Raw genomic sequence first — 20,043 nt, forward strand, 5'->3', positions numbered from 1 at the left:
ATCGGGATGGTCTTTGTAAATCTGGTTTTTAAGTTTCTTAAAAGACGGTCCAAGTTTAAGGGAGAGCTGCTCCAAAAGGACTTTACGGAAAGCCAGGCGCAGGAAGCGATAATCAAAATGAGTATGAGGGCGCCAGGCAGTGAAGTTACCAGCCCCGCCTTGGGAAATCAGGGCATGGATGTAATGTAAAGCTTTACATTATATCCATGTACTCTGTACAGGCGGAGGGCTTGACGCAGACCGGAACTGGCATCAGAAAAAGGGAGGTTTCTTCCTGCCCGGAAAGGCAATGGCCACACTTTTCAAGGGGAAATTTCTGTCCGGGCTCAAGGTGCTGCATGAGGCGGGGAATCTTAGTTATGAGGGAGCAGCCGCCAAATACCGTAACCAGTATGAATACCAGGAACTGCTGGATATCTGCTATGGGAAAAACTGGGTCACGGATATCAGGGAGTCTTTTGCCGGAGCGGAAACCGTGATGCATTACCTTGGGCGTTACACACACCGGATAGCGGTCAGCAACAGCCGCATCCTGCGCATGGACGAAAACACAGTAACCATAAAGGTAAAGGATTACAAAAGCGGCGGCCAGTGGAAAGAGCTGACCCTGGATGGCGTTGAGTTCGTCCGCCGTTTTCTGATGCATGTCCCTCCGAAAGGGTTTGTCAGGATACGGCACTATGGGATCTTAAGCAATCAGAACAAGCGGAAGCTGATCCCCATATGCAGGAACCTGATCAGCTGCCGTGAGTTTTTGAGACGGTTTAAGAAAGATGACAAGGCACAGGCAATCAGGATACTGTACAAGAAAGATGTCACTGTATGCCCATGCTGCGGCGGGGCCATGTCCTATGAAGTATGCCCCAGATGGGCTCCCAAAAGAAGCAGCGCCTGACCCCAAAGCAACCGGATATGGGACATAAGCTTTGGGGGTAAGGGGGAAGTGCGCTTTAAACCAGTGAATTTTTTTGAAATCTTATTGAAAAACAGCCGACGACTTTGTTCAATTCGGAAAAACCGAAAGTGTGCTGAATAAGGGGGCAGAAAAGATTGCCCTCTTATTCAACCCACCTCCGGTTCTTTCATTAGAAATTGCTATTCTTCAATAATTCTTGATAATGCTTATTGAGGATGGTATATCTTTGGACTACGATGGTATGGAAATAGTTTTATAATGATTAAAAATCATTCCTGATATTTGTTGCAAATATAGATTGACAAATTACAAATGTTATGCAATAATGGTTATACAACAAATGAAACCGATTTAGGTATAGGAAGGAATGGAGTAATATGCCACCGAAAGCAAAAATAACAAAAAGAATGATTTTGGATACAGTTCTGAAGATCACAAGGGAAACGGGGTTTGATACGGTCAACGCAAGGAGCATTGCAAACAAATTACAGTGTTCCACCAGACCGATTTTTACTTGCTATGAAAATATGGACGAGCTAAAAAGTGCATTTTTTGCTTTTGCGTATGAATACTACGAACAGTATGTGATTAATTACTGTGATTCAGCAAAAGTCAATTCTTATTTAGTTCTTCCTCTTTCATATATTGAATTTGCTCAGAAGGAAACCTGTTTATTTAAGTTTTTGTTTATAGATAACATGGATTTGAATATGGCAGATGCAGCAGATTTTTATAAAGAGGTTGATAACGAAAAACGGGCAAAAATTTTTTCTGAAGAAACAGGAATAGAACTGGAACAGGCAAAGGTAATTTTTTTAGATTTGTTCCTTTATTCCCATGGTATTGCAGTCCTTACAGCAACAAAGAAAATAATATTAGATACAGATAATGCTAGAAAGATGGTAATCAATGTATTATCCGCTTTTATAAAACAGGAAAAACCGGATTGGAAAATCTCTGTATAATATTTACAAAGTAAAAGGAGCTGCCTGTATAATTCAAACATAGGGAATTCCGAGAAAGGTGGTTGAGAAAAAGATACCTCAGAGTAAAATAAGATTACTGACTTCGCAGGTTAGAAAAAATCTTATTGAACAGAGAGGTATCTGAAATGAATTATAACACGCAGAATGCAAAAATTGCATCCATTACTGAAAAAACTTTGATTGTTGGTATTGATGTCGGCAGTGAGACCCATTATGCCAGGGCATTTGACTGGCGCAACTTCGAGTACACCAGAAAACCGTTGGAGTTCAGCAACACGGAAGCAGGGTTCCTGACCTTTAAGGCATGGATGGAGGATATCGCAGAGAAGCACGGTAAAACCGCTGTAATTCCCGGCATGGAGCCGACCGGCCACTACTGGTTTGCCCTTGGGAAATTCCTGCAGGACATTGGGATGAAGCCGGTGCATGTGAATCCCCATCATGTGAAAAAGTCGAAAGAGCTGGATGACAACAATCCCAACAAGAATGACCGCAAGGATCCAAAGACAATCGCTGCGCTGGTCAATGAAGGGCGGTTTTCCTACCCTTACATCCCGACCGGGATTTATGCAGAGGTCAGGAGCTTGTCGAATCTGCGCTTCCAAACGCAGGAGGAACTCACGAGGGTTAAGAACCGGATTGCCAGATGGTTTGCCATCTACTTTCCTGAATACAAAGACGTTTACAAGGATTTAAAGGCAGTCAGCGGCAGGATGGTGTTGAAAGCAGCCCCGCTGCCGGAAGATATCGTGAAACTGGGAACGGAAGGTGTGAACCAGATATGGAGAGACGCAAAGCTGAGAGGCGCTGGAATGAAGAGGGCAAAGACCCTGGTATCAGCGGCAGAGCACAGCGTAGGGAGGATCGTGATATGCAAACCAATCAATATTTAATTGACTTCTACAATCATTATGATGAAGATGATCGGTTGATCGTAAAGCATGGTTCTGTTGAGTTCCTTACTACTATGCATTACATTGAAAAGTATATAAGACCTGGTGATTGTATCCTTGAAATTGGAGCCGGTACAGGTCGGTATTCACATGCACTGGCAGAGCAGGGATATACTGTAGATGCGGTAGAATTGGTAGAACATAATATAGAGGTGTTCCGTAAAAACACACGACCAAAAGAAAATATAACGATTAGACAGGGAAATGCTCTGGAACTATCCGCTTTTTCCGACAACAAATATGATATTACTTTGATCTTAGGTCCCCTGTATCACTTATACACAATAGAAGATAAACAAAAGGCTTTGCATGAAGCAATCCGTGTAACCAAACCAGGCGGTATAATTTTCGCTGCATATGTAATATCAGATGGATGCCTTCTTGATGAAGGATTCATGCATGGTAATATCAATGTTGCTGAATATATAAAAAATGGGCTGATTGATTCCGAAACATTTGCTGCAAAATCGGAACCTAAAGATTTGTTTGAACTTGTCCGCAAAGAAGATATTGACAATTTAATGTCTGTATTTCCTGCTGTCACCCGATTGCATTATGTGGCGGCGGACGGTTCTGCGTTGCTTATGCGTGAAGCAGTAGACAAAATGGATGGGGATACTTTTGACTTGTATTTGAAATATCATTTTGCTACCTGTGAACGCATCGATCTAGCAGGTATTACAAGTCATGCGATTGACATATTCAGAAAGCAGTCATAGCAAATAAAACATTATATACTTGTTTCGGTTTTCCATTTTATGGAATGGTTGCTAAATAGGTAAGGTGATTGATTTGAGCAAAGTAATTGTCTTATCATTTTCTGATGGTGAAGAAGATATATATCAGAGTATGTTACAGGCAGTGAGTAATCATAAAAGTTTTGAATGGTGTAATACTATACCGAAGCCAGAAAATATTCAGTTGGGAGAGTTGACAATAGATTTAATTGAAAGGAGTGTAAGGAACAAGAATTGCACTTACTAACAGAGAATTTGATATATTATATTTATTAGCGAGAAGTCCAGGAAGAATCTTTAGCAAGGAGCAGATATATGATCTTATTTGGCAGGAACCGTATTCTGGAAAGATAGAGGATAATCCGGGCAAGCCACTTTACATACAGACCGTATGGGGCATTGGTTATCGGTTTAATAAAAATTTAAGCAGCAGTCTGTGATATGAAAACAGATTGCTGCTTATTTTTTGTCTTATACGCCTAAGAGATATTCACAGGATACATGGAAGAACTCTGCCAGAGCCACCACCTCATAATCCGGGACGAACCTTGTCCCTTTTTCAAATCCAGCAAGCTGGAGCTGTTCTGTAAGAGCTTTCTGTGACAGCTTTCTTTCCGTCCGCAGTTCCATTATCAGGTTTTTGGAGTTGCTTTCTTTATTTCAATAGATTTTAATATCCTACCACCTACTTTCTAAAGATGAAGTCCTTTAAGGGAATTATCTTGTGGAAAGAAAGCCCCACAGCTCTTGTGGCTCTTGGTGTCCCGATTATGATTGGTATGCTGATCAATGCCCTTTATAATCTGGCAGATGCGTATTTGGTGGGAGGTCTGGGAGAAAGCCCTATGGGTGCGATTTCTATTGTGTTTCCGTTAGGGCAGGTAGTAGTAGGATTGGGATTGATGTTTGGCAACGGTGCGGCATCATATCTTTCAAGGCTGTTAGGACGTGGGGATAGAGATACTGCGAATAAGGTGGCAAGTACGGCGGTATACAGCAGCGTTGCGATTGGTGCAGTTATCATTGTTTCGGCTAATGTTTTTCTGAAACCGATTTTAACCATGCTTGGGGCAACAGATACCATTATGCCTTATGCCCTGACTTACGCAAGGATCTATGTGGTTTCCTGTATCTTCAATGTGTTTAATGTGACTATGAATAACATTGTGGCGAGCGAAGGAGCAGCGAAAACAACCATGTGTGCCTTATTGTTGGGAGCCGTATTAAATATTGGTTTAGATCCGGTTTTCATTTTTGGGCTTGATATGGGGGTTGCGGGAGCTGCGATTGCCACTGCCATTTCTCAATTTGTTTCCACACTGGTGTACTTAACCTATGCGCTCCGCAAAAAGAGTGCGTTTTCATTCAGCATAAAGGAATTTAAACCCTCTAAGCAGATCTATACGACAGCCTTTCCATAGCATTGATTAACCGGGCGGCAAATGGATATGGCGATGCTGCCATTGCCGGAATGGGAGCAGTCACAAGGGTTACATCTATGGGAACTTTAGTGGTATTTGGTTTCCTGAAAGGATTTCAGCCGATTGCGGGATTTAGCTATGGGGCAAAGAAGTTCCAGCGTTTGAGAGAGGCGATTAAAATCCAATCAGGAGCAGCGCATTATAATAGGTGGTCATAATGATACCAAAACCATCAATTTATCAGAGGGTACATGGTCCTACAACTGTACAGGATTTTCAGCCCCTTTCACTTTCCGCTTTTATGTTTTTGAACCATATTGTACAACGCCTTTTTTTGTGTTACGATTTAAAAAAACAGGAGCGCGCCCGTCTATGAGGAACAATAGAAACAGAGGAAAGACAAGTCTGAAAACCCGGCTGATTCTGGCATTTGTCATCACTTCTATTCTGCCGATTATTGTATTGAATTTATTTTCCTATTACAACATGTCCCGCATTGTACGCGATAATGTGAACGAGCTGACTCAGATGAATGTACAGCAGACCCGGGCCAGCCTGGATGTCTGGCTGGATTCTTATGAGGATATTCTGTTTCAGATTTATATGGATGACGATATCGTAGGACTGCTGAAAAAAATCAACCGGCAGGAGGATTTGCCGGTGAGCCGGAATCAACTGCGCCGGACGCTCAGGGGGCTGTTTTACACAAAAGAGTATGTAAAATGTATAACCGTGCTGACGGAGAACGGCGATATGGTTTTCTATGATCTGCTCACAGGTTCCATGACCCAGACATCCTGGATGGACGACTTCAGTCAGGACCGGCAGACGCTTTATGACAGTATTTCACAGGACAATAATACCCATGTGCTCTCTACGGAAAGAGCAAAAACAATTAATGCCCGGGAAAACTATCTGTTTCATCTGGGCCATCGCATTATTGACTATAAAAATGTGGATGAGCAGTTAGGGATTGTCATAGTCAGTATCGATGAGCAGCTTTTGAAGGATGTGTGCAGAAGCAGCGAAAAGGACTCCAATGGTTTTAATTTTATTGTTGACAGCCAGGGAAAGCTGGTGTCTTACCAGAATAATACGCTGGTTGGCGAACGGATTATTGAATGGAACCCCGATGTGATGGAGCGGCAGGCGGCATACGGCGCATTTATTACAGAAAACAGCGTATTTTCGGGTGAATACAGCTCGGTGATCGTAGTCCATGACGATAAGCTGAACTGGGATGTGGTCAATGTGACGAACCAAAATGAGGTGGTGTCCAGACTGAAGAACCAGCAGAAGATTACGCTTCTCGCACTGGGATTGTCGCTGGGAGCGCTGATCATCCTTATTGTCATACTGATACGAAGCCTTACCGGCTCCCTGCAAAATCTGGCGGCGGTTATGAAACAGGCCGGAAAAGGCAATCTGTCGGCGCGGGTGGAAATCAATAAAAAGATGCCCGCCGAGGTAGAGACGATTGCCAATAAATTTAACGCAATGCTTGGCCAGTTGGATGCTTCCATGGAAAAGGAATTGAAAGCCACAAGGCGTCAGAAGGATGCGGAAATCGCCGCCTTAGAGGCCCAGATTAATCCGCACTTTCTTTATAATACGCTGGATACCATTAACTGGATGGCCATTGACCGTGATGAATACGAGATCAGCAATTCCATTGGCGCCCTGGCCGCCATTCTTCGGTACGGTATTGATAACAGCAACAGTATCGTGACGGTACGCCAGGAGTGTGACTGGCTCAAGCAATATCTTTTTTTGCAGCAGACCCGGCTGAAAAATACCTTTGAATGCGAGATCCACGTGGATCCGGAAGCCATGGGCTGTCATATACATAAGCTGCTTTTACAGCCATTTATAGAAAACTCAATTATTCATGGCTTTGACGGTGTGACACGGACCCATTGCCTGAAGGTGGACATAGGGGTGGAGGAGGCGGCGCTGGATATTTCCATTTACGATAACGGGCGCGGAATGAAGGCGGCGATGGTGGAGGCTGTGAATCGCGGCATCTTCGTAAAAACTATGGAAAAGAATCATATCGGCATGGAAAATGCCATAACCAGAATCCATATGTACTATGAAAATGCCATTATTAAGATTGAAAGTGAAGAGGGAGAGTTTACACGGGTAACGATAAAAATTCCTGTAAATGAGACGGAGTAGTTATTTAGAAATCATGAGGGGATAGTGCTGATTATGAAGGTAATGGTTGTGGAGGATGAAATTTACATCCGTGAGGGCATCAGCCGGCTTCTAACCCGCCTGGGCGGCGATTATGAAATGGTTGGAGAGGCTGAAAATGGGTTGCAGGGCTGCGAAATGGCGGTCCAGCTCCGGCCGGATATTATTATTACAGATATCCGCATGCCGGTCATGGACGGCCTTAACATGCTGGAAAAAATATATGGCGGCGGGGATACGCCCAAAGCCATTGTTCTGAGCGCTTATTCGGAATTTGAGTATGCCCGGCAGGCATTAAAGCTGGGTGTGACGGAATATCTGCTCAAACCAATCAATCTCAATGATTTTTCTAAAGCGATTTCTAATGCCCGGAGGCAGGTGGAAAAGGAACGGATGCACCAGCCGGAGGAAATAGGTTCGCTGGAGCAGATTATCAGCGGTTTCCTATGGGGCGGCCTGACGGCCGATGCATCGGTGCAGACCTATGTGGAACAGAAGTATAAGATCGGGCCTGAGACTGCCATGCTGCAGATCTGCGTTTATCTGGGGTCTGGCTATGAACAGCATCTGCATCGGGTGCGGCGGCAGTTGGAGCTTCTGCTTGCGAATCGCAGAGACATCTCATGGTGCCTTCTGGATGTATCCTATGAGAAATCTGTTTATATTGTTATTTATGGCCCGGCAGAGATTAACCGTGTGGAGCGGTGGTTCCAGCATGAGATACTGAACGGCAGCTTCAACAGCGGGGACAGAATCGGAGTAGGTTGTATCCAGAGCCGGGGCATTGTTGGTATCAGGGAAGCCTTTGAGACGTTAGCCCCCTATATGGAATGGAATATTTCCCTGGGTGATGATGTGATAATTTCGTATCCCAAGATTACAAAGGTGCAGAATATACCATGCATCTATCCCATAGAACTGGAAAATCAGTTGAAGGTGGCCATATGTACCATGGAACCGGAAAAGATCGGCCGGTATATAGAGCAATTTCATGAGAGCTTTCTTTGCGGTAATATTTATGCTCCTAAGGAGATAAAAGAAAATTATGTCCGTTTTTTGTGGTCATTGATCAATATAGCCAAGGAGGTCGGGAGTCTGGATTATCAGAAGCTGGAACAGCAAAAGCTTTTGGAAGCTGTTATGAACGCCCGTACCCGGCGGGAATTAAAAGAGGCGGCAGACGGGCTTCTGGAAAAGCTGAAATTTAATCAGGGTACAAAGGATGAGGTCGTTCATCTGACTGTAAAACGCGCCAGGAGCATGATTCATGAATTTTACCAGTCCGGCATTACTCTCAATGAAATTGCAGACAAATTAAATATTACGCCGGAATATTTAGGAAGCCAGTTTCATAAGGAGGTAGGTGTCAATTTCAGCACTTATATACGGGATTTCCGTATCAGCAAGGCCAAGGAACTGCTCATTGGAACGCAGTTAAAGCTATATAAAATCGCAGAGCAGGTGGGTTACACGGATCCGAAGTACTTCAGCCGGGTGTTTCGGGAATGTACCGGCCAATTACCGGAGGAGTACCGGAAGTCCCTTAAGTAAATTTCGGTACTCATCTTAGAATATTTATCCTTTTATAGTTATCTCCCATGTTGTGAAGGAAAGAATTTGATTATAATGATACTATCAATCAATGATGATATGGAGTGACATCCAAGGCTTCACCGGGATGGTCGAGCATGTAGTTCATCTCACCTCCTCAGATTCTGTAGTTTGCCAGCAGCCTGCAAGAGGAGAATAACACAAAAAAAGACGAAAGGAAGATGGAGTTTGAAATGTTTCATAACCCCATCGGTGCCTTTCGCAGAAAGGCGGATTATAACTATGAAATTAAAAAAATTACTGGTTCTGTTATTAACTTCGTCAATGGCGGTCGGTCTGGCGGCCTGCGGCAGCCCAGCTAAGTCTGAGAGCGTTTCGGAAGCAGGCGGAGACAAGGCCCAGGATGTAGTTATGTGGTATTACTGGGAAAATGAAGGCCATCAGAAGGCGCTCAATGAGATGCTTGATAAGTACAATACATCTCAAAGCAGCTACAAGATGACGGCTAAATACGTTCCCTTTGCCGATTTCAAAAAACAGTTGTCCATCGGCGCCTCGGCCAGCGAACTTCCCGATCTGGTGTTGCTGGATTCCCCTGATCATGCAAGCTACGCGTCCATGGGAATTTTTTCAGACTTAACCGGAAAATTTGACATCTCTACATACTATGACGGGCCCGCGGCTTCCTGCAGTATTGACGGAAAGCTGTACGGCGTACCATTTGGAAGTAACTGTCTGGCTTTATATTACAATACGGATATGTTTAAGAAAGCCGGGATTGAGAATCCGCCTGCGACCTGGGATGAACTGAAGGATGCGGCTGAGAAGCTGACTTCCGGTACTGTGAGCGGCTTTGCATTTTGCAGCTTACAGAATGAAGAGGGAACCTTTAATTTTATGCCGTGGGTTTGGTCCACCGGTACTGGCTCCTATGAAATTAATTCCGAGGGCGGCATAAAGGCTCTGAAATACGTGAAAAGCCTTGTGGATGACGGCGTTATGAGCAAGGAATGTATTAACTGGACTCAGGGTGATGTAATGAATCAGTTTATTTCCGGCAACGTGGCCATGATGATTAACGGACCGTGGCAGATTCCAACCATGAAGCAGGAAGCTCCTGATTTAAAATGGGATGTGACCCTGATTCCCAGGGATAAAGAATACGCTTCGGACCTTGGCGGTGAAAACTATGCTGTCATTGCCGGAGGCAATGAGGCCGGGGCTCTGGACTTTCTGAGTTTTGCCACGCAGCCGGAACAGGTATCTTATATGATGAATGTTATGGGCTATATCTCTGCCGATAAAGAAATTGCCAAAACACAGTTCACCTCCGATGAGGAAAAGGTATACCGGAAATTCATTGAGGAAATGGACTATACAAAGGCAAGAGGGCCGTTAGCCGACTGGCCATCCGTATCCGACGCTATCTCCCTGGCCTTCAATCAGGTGATGACCGGAGCCGCCGAACCGGAAGGGGCTGCCGCGGATGCACAGGCAACCATCGACAGTATTGTTTCCAAATAAGTTTTGAAATAACAGAACAAAATCAGATAAGCGGCCGCTTATTTTTTTTGGACCCTGAAGCACGTTTTTCTGAAGGATAACCGTGAAAAAAAGGAGTAATGGAATTGAAAAAATTAAAAAAGCTGATCAGATACGACAATATCGGCCTGCTGTTCGTATTGCCTGCGTTTATCTATATGCTGATTTTCGTGGGTTACCCTATTATGGATAATATAATCCTGAGTTTTCAGGATGTGACGACCACTACGCTGACGGCGGCGCATAAGCCGTTTGCCGGGCTGGATAATTATATACAGATATTTAACGACTCTGTTTTTATAAAAGCGCTGTTCAACACGCTGCTGTTTACCGTCAGCTGCCTTGTAATCCAGTTTATTATCGGCTTTGCACTGGCCGTATTTTTTAATCAGAACTTCAGGATTGCCAAACCGGTCCGTGGTCTTTTGATGATGCCGTGGATGATTCCCATTACGGTGACGGCGCTGATGTTCAAATTTGTGTTCGGAACGGATGTGGGGATTCTTAACTATGCGCTGCGAAGCCTTGGGCTCATCACCCGGAATATCGACTGGCTCACTTCCGCCGGTACGGCCATGATCGCTATTATCGTGACCAATGTGTGGATTGGCATTCCATTTAACATGATTCTTATTTCCACGGGCCTGACTACCATTTCCCAGGAGCTTTATGAGGCCGCGTCCATTGATGGAGCCAATAAGGTCCAGTCCTTTTTCCGGATTACTCTGCCGTTGTTAAGACCTGCCATTGAATCCGTGCTGATTCTTGGATTTATTTACACGTTTAAGGTATTCGATCTGGTTTACGTCATGACCGGGGGCGGACCGGTAAACTCCACCCATATGCTCTCCACCTACTCCTACAAATTGTCCTTTGAGATGTTCAAATACAGCAAAGGCTCTGCGGTGGCGAATGTATTGCTTGTGATACTGTTGATTGTAGGCTTCTTCTATCTGAAATCCACGTCCTCGGACGAAGAAGCATAAGGAGGGAGATTCTATGGAAAAAAAGATTACCGGCAGGAAAAATACGGTATTATGTATCGTATCTGTCATTATTCTGTGCATCCTGATGTTTCCTCTGTTTTGGATCGTCGTGACCAGCTTAAAAACCGAGCAGGAAATTTTCAGGATTCCGCCGACGATATTCCCCGAGGTCATTAATATAAAGTCCTATGCCGCCCAGGTGGAAACCGGCGATTTTAATATGTTCCGTTCTTTTGGTAACAGTCTCCTGATTTCCGTTGGCGCCACAGTGATTGCCGTTGTTCTGGCGGTCCCGGCCTCCTATGGTATTGCCAAATACCATTTCAGAGGCAAAAAGATGATGATACTCGGTTTTCTGGTAACACAGATGCTTCCGGTATCCGTATTGCTGACGCCCATGTTTATTCTGTTAAAGGGCATGCATGTATATAATACGCCGATGGCAGCCATTTTAGCGGATGCCACCATCGGCATACCGTTCTCGGTACTGATCCTTAAAAATTATTTTGCCTCCATTCCAAATGATTTGGAGGAAGCTGCCTATATTGACGGCTGCAACCGGTTTACGGCATTTATCCGGGTGATCATACCCATTGCAAAGTCCGGCGTTACGGTCTGTACCATTTTCTCCTTCCTGTACGCCTGGGGCGACCTGGCATATGGTATGACGTTTATTATGGACCAGCAGAAACGGCCTATGACCGCTGGAATTTTCAACTTTATGGGGCAGTACGGGACAAAATGGAGCTACTTAACGGCGTTTGCGGTAGTTTCCATTATTCCGGTAGCTCTGATATTTATATTTATGCAGAAATATATTATCAGCGGTATGACCAACGGAGCTGTAAAAGGTTAAGTACGGCAGCTGCTAAACTATATAAATAATCGACGGAGGCGGATATTTATGTTATGGGAACAGGATGGAAAATTAATGTATCACTATGATGCGGAGACGATGGTGATTGAACCGTGGGGAATGAATTCAGTTCGTGTCCGGGCCGCAAAAATGGCAAAGCCGCCCCAGGAGGACTGGGCGCTTCAGATGGAGAAACCTCAGGTGAAGGTGGAAATTAGAAAGGAAGGCAGCGGCATGTCCATGATTAACGGCAAGCTGGCGGTACGGGTGACTGACGGCGGTAAGCTGATGATGTTTAATCAAAAGGGCGAGCTGCTTTTGGAAGAATACTGGCGCAACCGTCGGGATCTGACCGACCCAAAGTGCAGCGCCATCGAGGTGGAAGCCCGGGAATTCCGGCCCAATACAGGTGGTGATTACCACGTAACCATGCGTCTTGAATCTGTGGATACAAACGAAAGGATTTACGGCATGGGGCAGTATCAGCAGCCCTATCTGAATCTGAAAGGCGCGGATCTGGAACTGGCCCACCGCAACTCACAGGCCAGTGTGCCATTTGCCATTTCATCTCTGGGCTATGGCCTGCTGTGGAACAATCCGGGCGTAGGCCGTGCGGTCTTCGGCAAAAATATTACGAGCTTTGAAGCCTATGGCACAAAGGTTCTGGATTATTGGTTCACCTGTGGGGATACGCCGGCGGAAATCGAGGAGCAGTATGCCGCCGTGACCGGAACCGTACCCATGATGCCGGAGTACGGACTGGGCTTTTGGCAGTGCAAGCTGCGTTATCAGACCCAGGAGGAGCTTCTTTCCGTTGCTCGGGAATATAAACGCCGGGGGCTGCCGCTGGATCTGATCGTCATCGACTTTTTCCATTGGCCGAAGCAGGGAGAATGGAAATTTGACCCGGTCTACTGGCCCGCCCCGGACAACATGGTGCGGGAACTGAAGGAGATGGGAGTGGAGTTGATGGTATCCATCTGGCCCACCGTAGATAAGGAATCTGAAAATTTCGGCGAAATGCTGGAAAAAGGGTATCTGATCCGAACAGAACGCGGGGTGCGCGTGGGGCTTGATTTTGAAGGCGCCACCATCCATTGTGATGTGACAAATCCAGAGGCCCGGAAATTTTTGTGGAACCGTGTAAAGAAAAATTATTATGATAAGGGAATCCGCGTCTTCTGGCTGGATGAGGCGGAGCCGGAATATACAGCTTATGATTATGATAATTACCGCTACTATGCAGGTACGGATCTGGAGATTGGAAATATATATCCGGTGGATTATGCCCGGACCTTTTATGAAGGGATGGAAGCCGCGGGCCAGGGTAACATCGTCAATCTGCTGCGCTGCGCCTGGGCCGGAAGCCAGCGGTACGGGGCGCTTGTGTGGTCCGGTGATATCGCCTCCAGCTTTGACAGCATGCGTAACCAACTGGCGGCCGGCCTGAATATGGGGCTGGCAGGCATTCCATGGTGGACAACCGATATCGGAGGCTTTCACGGAGGCGATCCCAATGACCCGAAATTTCGCGAACTGTTTGTACGCTGGTTCCAATGGGGAGCCTTTTGCCCTGTCATGCGTCTCCATGGCGACCGTGAGCCGCGACAGCCCCAGTACGGAACAACCGGAGGTGCCCACTGCCGCTCCGGCGCGGCCAATGAGGTGTGGAGCTATGGCGATGGCGTCTATGAAATCTGTAAAAAATATCTGGAGCTGAGAGAAAAGATGCGCCCATATACCCGGAAACTGATGGCGGAAGCTCACGAGAAGGGCACGCCGGTCATGCGGACACTGTTCTATGAATTCCCGGAGGATAAGACTGCCTGGACGGTGGAGGATGAATACTGCTACGGCAGCGAGCTTTTAGTCGCGCCAATCCTGGAGGCCCGGGCTGTAACCCGGAATGTCTATCTGCCGTTGGGTAATTCGTGGATTTTGACAGATAACGATATGATATATGAAGGCGGACAGTGGATTACCGTACCGGTGACGCTTGATACTATGCCGGTATTCAGAAGAAAGCGGATCGATTAAATACCGTACATCGGTATCGTACAGCACATAACCCGTCTGCCTCCCGGAACCAGAATCTGGTATCCACTGTTTTAGACAATGGGTATAATAAGCGGCGGCAGATTTGTTTTAATAGGCAGATTGAAAACGAATAAAACCCTAGATTAGAGTAATTGAAAAATGTAATTAGGGTAAAAGGGCCATGCATTAATGATAAACTTAGGTAGAGGTGTTGTTTATGCATGACAGAATAAAGGAATTGAGAAAGAGTGCCCATTTAAGCCAGAAGAGTCTGGGCAATTTACTTGGAATATCCCAGCAGGTAGTAAGCAGAATAGAACGTGACAGCAGCACCATGACACGGGAACATTTAGAACTATATGCTGACTTTTTCAACGTCACGTCTGATTATATTTTAGGGCGTTCAAAAGCAAAACGGAATTTAGAAGAGCAAAGAGTGCTGCTTGATAAATTACAGGAAAAGTATAATCTGATACAGGTTTTCGATGCATTAAAGCAGGATTATCAGGAAATTGTATGGGATTTAATGGATGTTATGACGAGCAAGATGGAAAAGATAGATGATGAAAAGCTTATTTAGTTGAGGACACATGGTTACGTGGAGGTAAAAATCTTAAAAATTTGCAGTGACCCTATTGCAGATTTTTAAGATTTTTTTTTTGCACGCAGGAATTTTAAAGTCTTATATATGTCTCATAAGAGTCCGCACAGAAGTTACATATATACCATCATTAATTACATGTTAGAAATAATTGTCAATTTTTGTGGTATATTGTAAAAAAATAAGGAGGTTTCAACAATGAAGCTGTTAAAAAAGATCAAAATGAATCCATCAGTAATGAACCTTTTTGTTATGGCTATTATGGTTTATGCCGCGAACACCCGCTGTGCCTGGATTGGACATCAGCCTAAGATGCCGGAAGATGTAAGGAATTTCAAGAGGATGTAACATATGGAAAAAATGGCAGCTATGCTGGCAGATCGGTTATATGAAGAAAGCAGCTTTCCCGCTGTGTCATACGAGGCTTTTAAGTATGTTATAGAGTTTGCTCTTGAAATGGCGGCTGGCATCCTTGCAAGCGCTATCATAGCCGTTGGATTCAATATGCGGTGGGAAACCGCCGCATTCCTTTTGATATTCTGGGTTTTGCGCTCTTATGCCGGCGGAATACATCTGGACAAGTTCAGCCATTGCTTTATTTTCTCTGCACTTGTGATAGCGGGGACAATGGCACTTGTGAAATACAGTTACGTTCCTTTATGGTTCTCCCACCTTTTGTTTATTGGGGGAGTCGGTGCCTTTATGCTTACGGATCCGGAGAGTGACAGGAATCGGAAGGTTGATGAAGAGGAAGATGCATACTTCAGGAAAAAACTGCGGCAGTCCCTTTTTGCAATTGCAGTAGTCTATCTATTTTGCGCGTTTATGCAGAACAGGAAGTACACATTCCTAATCGCCATTACAATAAGTGTTGTCTATGTGCTTATGATACTGGGTAAGGTGAAAAATGCAAAAAATAATTAAATCTCTTGTGGTGGCCATATGCAGTATCCTACTTATAACGCCAATTTCCATAATAGCTCACGCGGAGGAATACGCCAGTGAAAAAAACGGGCTGGATGTGATTTTTGTTATGGATTACAGCGGCTCCATGAAATCAAATGACTCGGAACATATTGCTCAGGCTATGGTAAAGGCATTTATTGATACCGTACATAGTGCCGACATACGGATAGGATTTGTATCCTATAATGACCGTATTCTCTCTTCTGCTTCACCTGTGGAGGTACAAACGGTCGAACAACGTGAAAGACTGAAACAGTTAATTGACGGGGTGGGATATTCCGGTAATACCGATATAGGACTGGGCCTGCGTTACGCGGAGGAACTGATTGGACAGGAAAAGGAGCGGAAGAAAGCAATTGTTCTGATTTCCGATGGCGAATCTGATTTGCAGGGGTCAGAGACCGGACGGTCTTTGCAGAACTCAGAAATGGATATTGATTACGTGTTGGATCAATGCAGGGAGCAGAATATACCAATCTATACAATCGCCTTTGGAACTTATGATGGAGACGTACAGAGCCTGTCGGAGCTGTCAGAACAAACCGGAGCGCAAAACTATACGGTGAAAACACCTGAAAACCTTATTGAAATCCTGTATGGTATTTTCACTACGAACATGAACTATAGTATACAGGAAATAACAACGGGTATATATTCACAGGGAATGCAGAATATACGGGTGAGGCTGGATGGGTCATATCTGGACGAACTGGATGTGTTGATGATTTCTCCACAGAAGATAGGAAACACTATGGTACTGTATGGTGACCGGCAGATTGAGCCGGTGAACTTAAACAATTACGCGGTAGCTAAAATAACAGATGTGGACAGCCATGTAAATGAACTGACTATCCAGACCGAAACGCTTAAAGACCAGGAACTGAAGATGTATTTAATCAGTTATCGTGATCTGACTCCTGTTCTGAGCGTTGTTCCGGCTGTGGAGAAAAATTCTCCACTATCATATGAAGTCTATTTTAAGGACAAGAATAACACAATTATTTCAGATGAAAACTTTTATGACAACTTTGACTGCGAATTAAACCTGAAATACGATGGCACACAGGCTGAAAGACAGCAGGCGCTTCCTGTAGTTGTCCGTGATGGCGTGATTGCCGGGGAGACAGTGCTGACTGAATCCGGGACTTATTATATTAATGGACGCCTGGATGACAGCATGGGAAGCTGCATATTTGGACCGGTTGCGGTAGAGTCCCATAATGGGAAACCGGTGGGTGGATTGCCGGAGCAGGAATCGTTTGCAATTTTCAGTAAAGAAAAAAAGTATGTGCTGGATGAATACTTTAAAGACCCAAATGGAGATTCTCTCACTTACACTTTACCAGAATCGGACAGTCTCTGTGTGACAGCGGAGATATCAGATAGCGTGCTTTCTGTCAAAGCGAGGAAATCGGGGAGGCAGGTGTTGCAGCTGCTGGTTTCTGATGGCGAGGATGAGATGCTGTATTCGTGGAATGTTACCGTTCCGCCACTATGGCGTACATACTGGTGGGCTGTTCTGTTACTTTGCGCAGCGGCTATAGCAGCACTCTGGAAGATATTCTATAAGCCAAAGCCGGAGCTTCAGCAGATAGCGGAGCGAAAGGCAGGAAATCGTTTCGCTGGGAAACTTGATGCTTATGTAACGGTGCAGCCGGAGGATACGGAAGAAATTACACCGCTCACGTTTCCTATGTATAAAATCAAGGACTCCAGGATTTGTTTGGGAAGTCTGATGAAAGAGTATCAGGAGCTGTCGGACCATCTGGGATTGGAAAATATTTTTTTGATTGCGGATGAAGAACGCAGGATGATACTCTACCATTCAACATGCTCCACAGTTATGTTGGGTGGAAGCATTGTATGCAGACAGCTTCAGTATAGTGTGCAGTTTGGCGATGTCATCTATATTACATCACCGGACGGGGCATATGAACTGGAACTCCACTATATTGCAGTCATTCAATAAAATATCACAGATGTGAAGGGCGCCTACTGGACGGATATGAATCAGGATGGTGCTCTGCTAGCATAAAATAACTAAAAAGGAAGTATGCCTATGGAAACAATCACACAGACAAACAGAACACTTTTGTTTGCTGAAATCAATCCGGAGCGTTTGAACCTGCTTACTCTAATTGGAGATGTGCGGGGGAAGAACAGCCTGGATGATGACAAGGTAAAGGAAATTAATGAGGAATTAGTGGTTTCCAGTTTTGAAGAGTTTCTGGAAAAATTCTCACCGGTTGTATATTCCTGGTGTGATGCTACGTCATCAAGTATCCAGTACAGCCTTGTGAAGCCGGAAAACATTCCGGATAATTGCATTACGGAAATTCCGTTAAATGAGTCAAATGACCTGCTGAATATGTTGATTACCTTATTGGATGCGAAAGGCGCACAGGGAGTGGCCAACGTAGACTTTAAGTTCAGCAACGTTTTGGATATGATTTCTCCCAAGAAAATCATGGAAGATATCCGCCAGGTCAGAAGAGAAATCCAGTATACTTATGGCAAATATATGGAACTGGACGAAGGGGACCCCAAACGTCTGGATTTAGGGGATAAACTGAATTATCAGTTTGAACAGGCCAGCCAGAACTACAATAATGTGCTTGCAATGCTTCCTCTTGCGATTGAAGACATTAAAACCCGGTTGTTATTGGGCGATGGGGAGACAAAACAGGGCGGCGGAGATTTTAAAGCCGGACTTCTTAGTATGGGCGATGATGGTGAATTGAAAATCCTGGAAATGAAACAGGAGACGAGCACCCAACTGGCCGTAGTAGATGATCATATTAACACCAGCCTGATTGAGACATTCAAAGAGGATTACGATGCATTGAATGAAGACCCGTCTGATTATGTCAGAGACTTGGTGGTCCGTACGTTCTGTCCGCTTGGTTCCACGATGGAAAGTACTGTGGATAAAGAGGTAGAGGTAAAAAACTACAATGGATATCTGGAGTTCTATAAAAAGAGTAAGGATGATTTTGTGAAGGCGGTAAAACCGTTGATCGAAAAAATCCTTGGAGTTAAAACCTTCTTTGATCAGTATCAGGTCAAGGAAAAGGGAATGCAGCCTAAACTCCTGATTTCCAATACATCATTGGACATGCTTGTAAAATCCAGTAATCTTCCAAGGCTTTTGACATACTTAAATACGACCAATGACAAAAACGAGTTTGAGAATACGATTTGGTTTAGTATTGTTCCGGATGTGGAACTGAATCAAAGCGGCGGCGGAAAGCTGCAGAGATTACGATTTGCAGGAAATCAGAAAGTGGAGAAACAGGGAACGAATTCCATGGAAAGCCTTGCGACCCTGATGAATGCCCTGGTTCCTTATAAAATCACTACTTTCTTTAGTTTTCGTACCGGCGAGGAGACTACGTTTAACTATATCGCAACAGAGGGAATCGGCATCTTTAAAGATAAGTGTACGCCGCTGATGAAGCAGGAATACAGCGAGTTTGTTGTCCCGTGCATTCCAAACGCAACTATCATTCCGAAAGACAAATCCGGTTTAATTTTGGATAAACGCATGGTGATGGACGAGGACGGAAATGTTGCGTTATCTGAAGAAAAAGAAGACATCATGAAGATGTGGCTGGAAGGTATTTATGTCAATGCGGCTTATGAGGCAGCAGGTATTGTGGCAGCATGGCAGTGTCCGGAGTACTTAAAGGAGCGTTTTAACAACACGAACATGGAATATCCCGGAGTCCGGTTTGACGTAGAGGCAGATGATAATGCTCTATTGGCAGCAACAAGCATGACAAAGGAGATTTCTGGGTTTACCAATGCCATTAAAAATTCCATTAATCATACCGGCTTTGGATTTGTTTTCTCTTCAGATAATGCTCAGTATAAAGGCAGGGAGATTAAGAACATTACTGTCTATAAGGCGAGAAACCTGTTGAGCAATGGCAATGAATTTGAGCCAATTTACAAGACGCTGGTGGTAACCTATATTGAACGGATGCTTCGTTTCTACAGTGGGGATTTCAAACAGGATAAGATCCTTAAATTCTTCAGCAGCAATCCAAACAGCCAAAAGAGCCGCTGGGATGCGGACCGTCAGCATGTAAATTCGATCCTGCAGGATGGGGACGAGCTGGACTTTGAGATTGATGAGAAAAATGGAATCTGCAATGTTCAGGTAACCTTTGCCAATGTAACGAAGAACCTGAAAGTGCAGCTGACGCGGAAAGCAGGGGGAAAATAAAGACGATGTATGAATTGGTAGAAATGATCGTAACAGCAGCATTTTTCGTGGTGGCGGGAATTGCCAT

General features: G+C 44.7%; 15 protein-coding genes and 4 pseudogenes. 17 read left to right on the forward strand and 2 right to left on the reverse strand.

Annotation, left to right across the window (positions count from 1 at the left end):
• Positions 1–183: pseudogene (locus G614_RS35060) on the reverse strand (IS91 family transposase); the annotation flags it as partial.
• A 16-nt stretch (positions 184–199) separates the two neighbouring features.
• Here G614_RS35060 and G614_RS27735 point away from each other — a divergent pair.
• The 5 genes and pseudogenes from G614_RS27735 to G614_RS30170 form a co-directional block, all read left to right on the forward strand.
• A pseudogene (locus G614_RS27735) lies at positions 200–895 on the forward strand (IS91 family transposase); the annotation flags it as partial.
• A gap of 398 nt (positions 896–1,293) precedes the next feature.
• Positions 1,294–1,881 (forward strand): TetR/AcrR family transcriptional regulator, encoded by a 588-nt coding sequence (locus G614_RS0116585; RefSeq protein WP_027642851.1) that lies wholly within the window; start codon positions 1,294–1,296, stop codon positions 1,879–1,881.
• A gap of 146 nt (positions 1,882–2,027) precedes the next feature.
• Positions 2,028–2,762, forward strand: a pseudogene (locus G614_RS27740) (IS110 family transposase); the annotation flags it as partial.
• Between the two features lie 11 nt (positions 2,763–2,773).
• Entirely contained in the window at positions 2,774–3,574 is an 801-nt protein-coding gene (locus G614_RS0116595; RefSeq protein ID WP_027642852.1) for a class I SAM-dependent methyltransferase, read from the forward strand.
• A gap of 278 nt (positions 3,575–3,852) precedes the next feature.
• Positions 3,853–4,032 (forward strand): winged helix-turn-helix domain-containing protein, encoded by a 180-nt coding sequence (locus G614_RS30170; RefSeq protein ID WP_242828115.1) that lies wholly within the window; start codon positions 3,853–3,855, stop codon positions 4,030–4,032.
• A gap of 31 nt (positions 4,033–4,063) precedes the next feature.
• Here G614_RS30170 and G614_RS27745 read toward each other — a convergent pair whose 3' ends face one another.
• Positions 4,064–4,222 (reverse strand): helix-turn-helix domain-containing protein, encoded by a 159-nt coding sequence (locus G614_RS27745; protein WP_242828112.1) that lies wholly within the window; start codon positions 4,220–4,222, stop codon positions 4,064–4,066.
• A 68-nt stretch (positions 4,223–4,290) separates the two neighbouring features.
• Here G614_RS27745 and G614_RS27750 point away from each other — a divergent pair.
• The 12 genes and pseudogenes from G614_RS27750 to G614_RS0116665 all read left to right on the forward strand — a co-directional run.
• Positions 4,291–5,192 (forward strand): annotated as a pseudogene (locus G614_RS27750) (MATE family efflux transporter); the annotation flags it as partial.
• 193 nt (positions 5,193–5,385) lie between these two features.
• The gene (locus G614_RS0116615) at positions 5,386–7,191 is read left to right on the forward strand and encodes a cache domain-containing sensor histidine kinase (RefSeq protein ID WP_027642853.1); all 1,806 of its coding nucleotides are present in this window, start codon (positions 5,386–5,388) and stop codon (positions 7,189–7,191) included.
• Positions 7,192–7,224: 33 nt separating this feature from the next.
• Positions 7,225–8,760: a response regulator transcription factor gene (locus tag G614_RS0116620; protein ID WP_027642854.1), complete on the forward strand. Its 1,536-nt coding sequence runs from the start codon at positions 7,225–7,227 to the stop codon at positions 8,758–8,760.
• Between the two features lie 282 nt (positions 8,761–9,042).
• Positions 9,043–10,284, forward strand: coding sequence for a sugar ABC transporter substrate-binding protein (locus G614_RS0116625; protein ID WP_027642855.1), 1,242 nt, complete (start codon positions 9,043–9,045; stop codon positions 10,282–10,284).
• Between the two features lie 104 nt (positions 10,285–10,388).
• A complete protein-coding gene (locus G614_RS0116630) occupies positions 10,389–11,288 on the forward strand; it encodes a carbohydrate ABC transporter permease (protein ID WP_027642856.1) in 900 nt (299 codons plus the stop codon).
• Between the two features lie 13 nt (positions 11,289–11,301).
• A complete protein-coding gene (locus G614_RS0116635; protein WP_027642857.1) occupies positions 11,302–12,144 on the forward strand; it encodes a carbohydrate ABC transporter permease in 843 nt (280 codons plus the stop codon).
• A gap of 48 nt (positions 12,145–12,192) precedes the next feature.
• Positions 12,193–14,181 (forward strand): TIM-barrel domain-containing protein, encoded by a 1,989-nt coding sequence (locus G614_RS0116640; protein WP_027642858.1) that lies wholly within the window; start codon positions 12,193–12,195, stop codon positions 14,179–14,181.
• Between the two features lie 217 nt (positions 14,182–14,398).
• Complete coding sequence (locus G614_RS27755; RefSeq protein ID WP_044918036.1) at positions 14,399–14,761, forward strand: helix-turn-helix domain-containing protein; 363 nt, start codon at positions 14,399–14,401, stop codon at positions 14,759–14,761.
• Between the two features lie 219 nt (positions 14,762–14,980).
• Positions 14,981–15,130: a cyclic lactone autoinducer peptide gene (locus G614_RS30175; RefSeq protein ID WP_007858411.1), complete on the forward strand. Its 150-nt coding sequence runs from the start codon at positions 14,981–14,983 to the stop codon at positions 15,128–15,130.
• Positions 15,131–15,133: 3 nt separating this feature from the next.
• Positions 15,134–15,706: an accessory gene regulator B family protein gene (locus G614_RS0116655; RefSeq protein WP_027642859.1), complete on the forward strand. Its 573-nt coding sequence runs from the start codon at positions 15,134–15,136 to the stop codon at positions 15,704–15,706.
• Positions 15,690–17,717: a vWA domain-containing protein gene (locus G614_RS0116660; protein ID WP_027642860.1), complete on the forward strand. Its 2,028-nt coding sequence runs from the start codon at positions 15,690–15,692 to the stop codon at positions 17,715–17,717. Before G614_RS0116655 ends, G614_RS0116660 begins: the two co-directional genes overlap by 17 nt.
• Before the next feature lie 90 nt (positions 17,718–17,807).
• Entirely contained in the window at positions 17,808–19,976 is a 2,169-nt protein-coding gene (locus tag G614_RS0116665) for a hypothetical protein (protein ID WP_027642861.1), read from the forward strand.
• The last annotated feature ends 67 nt before the right edge of the window (positions 19,977–20,043 follow it).

The sequence above is a fragment of the [Clostridium] clostridioforme AGR2157 genome, assembly GCF_000424325.1.
GTDB lineage: Bacteria > Bacillota > Clostridia > Lachnospirales > Lachnospiraceae > Enterocloster > Enterocloster clostridioformis_A.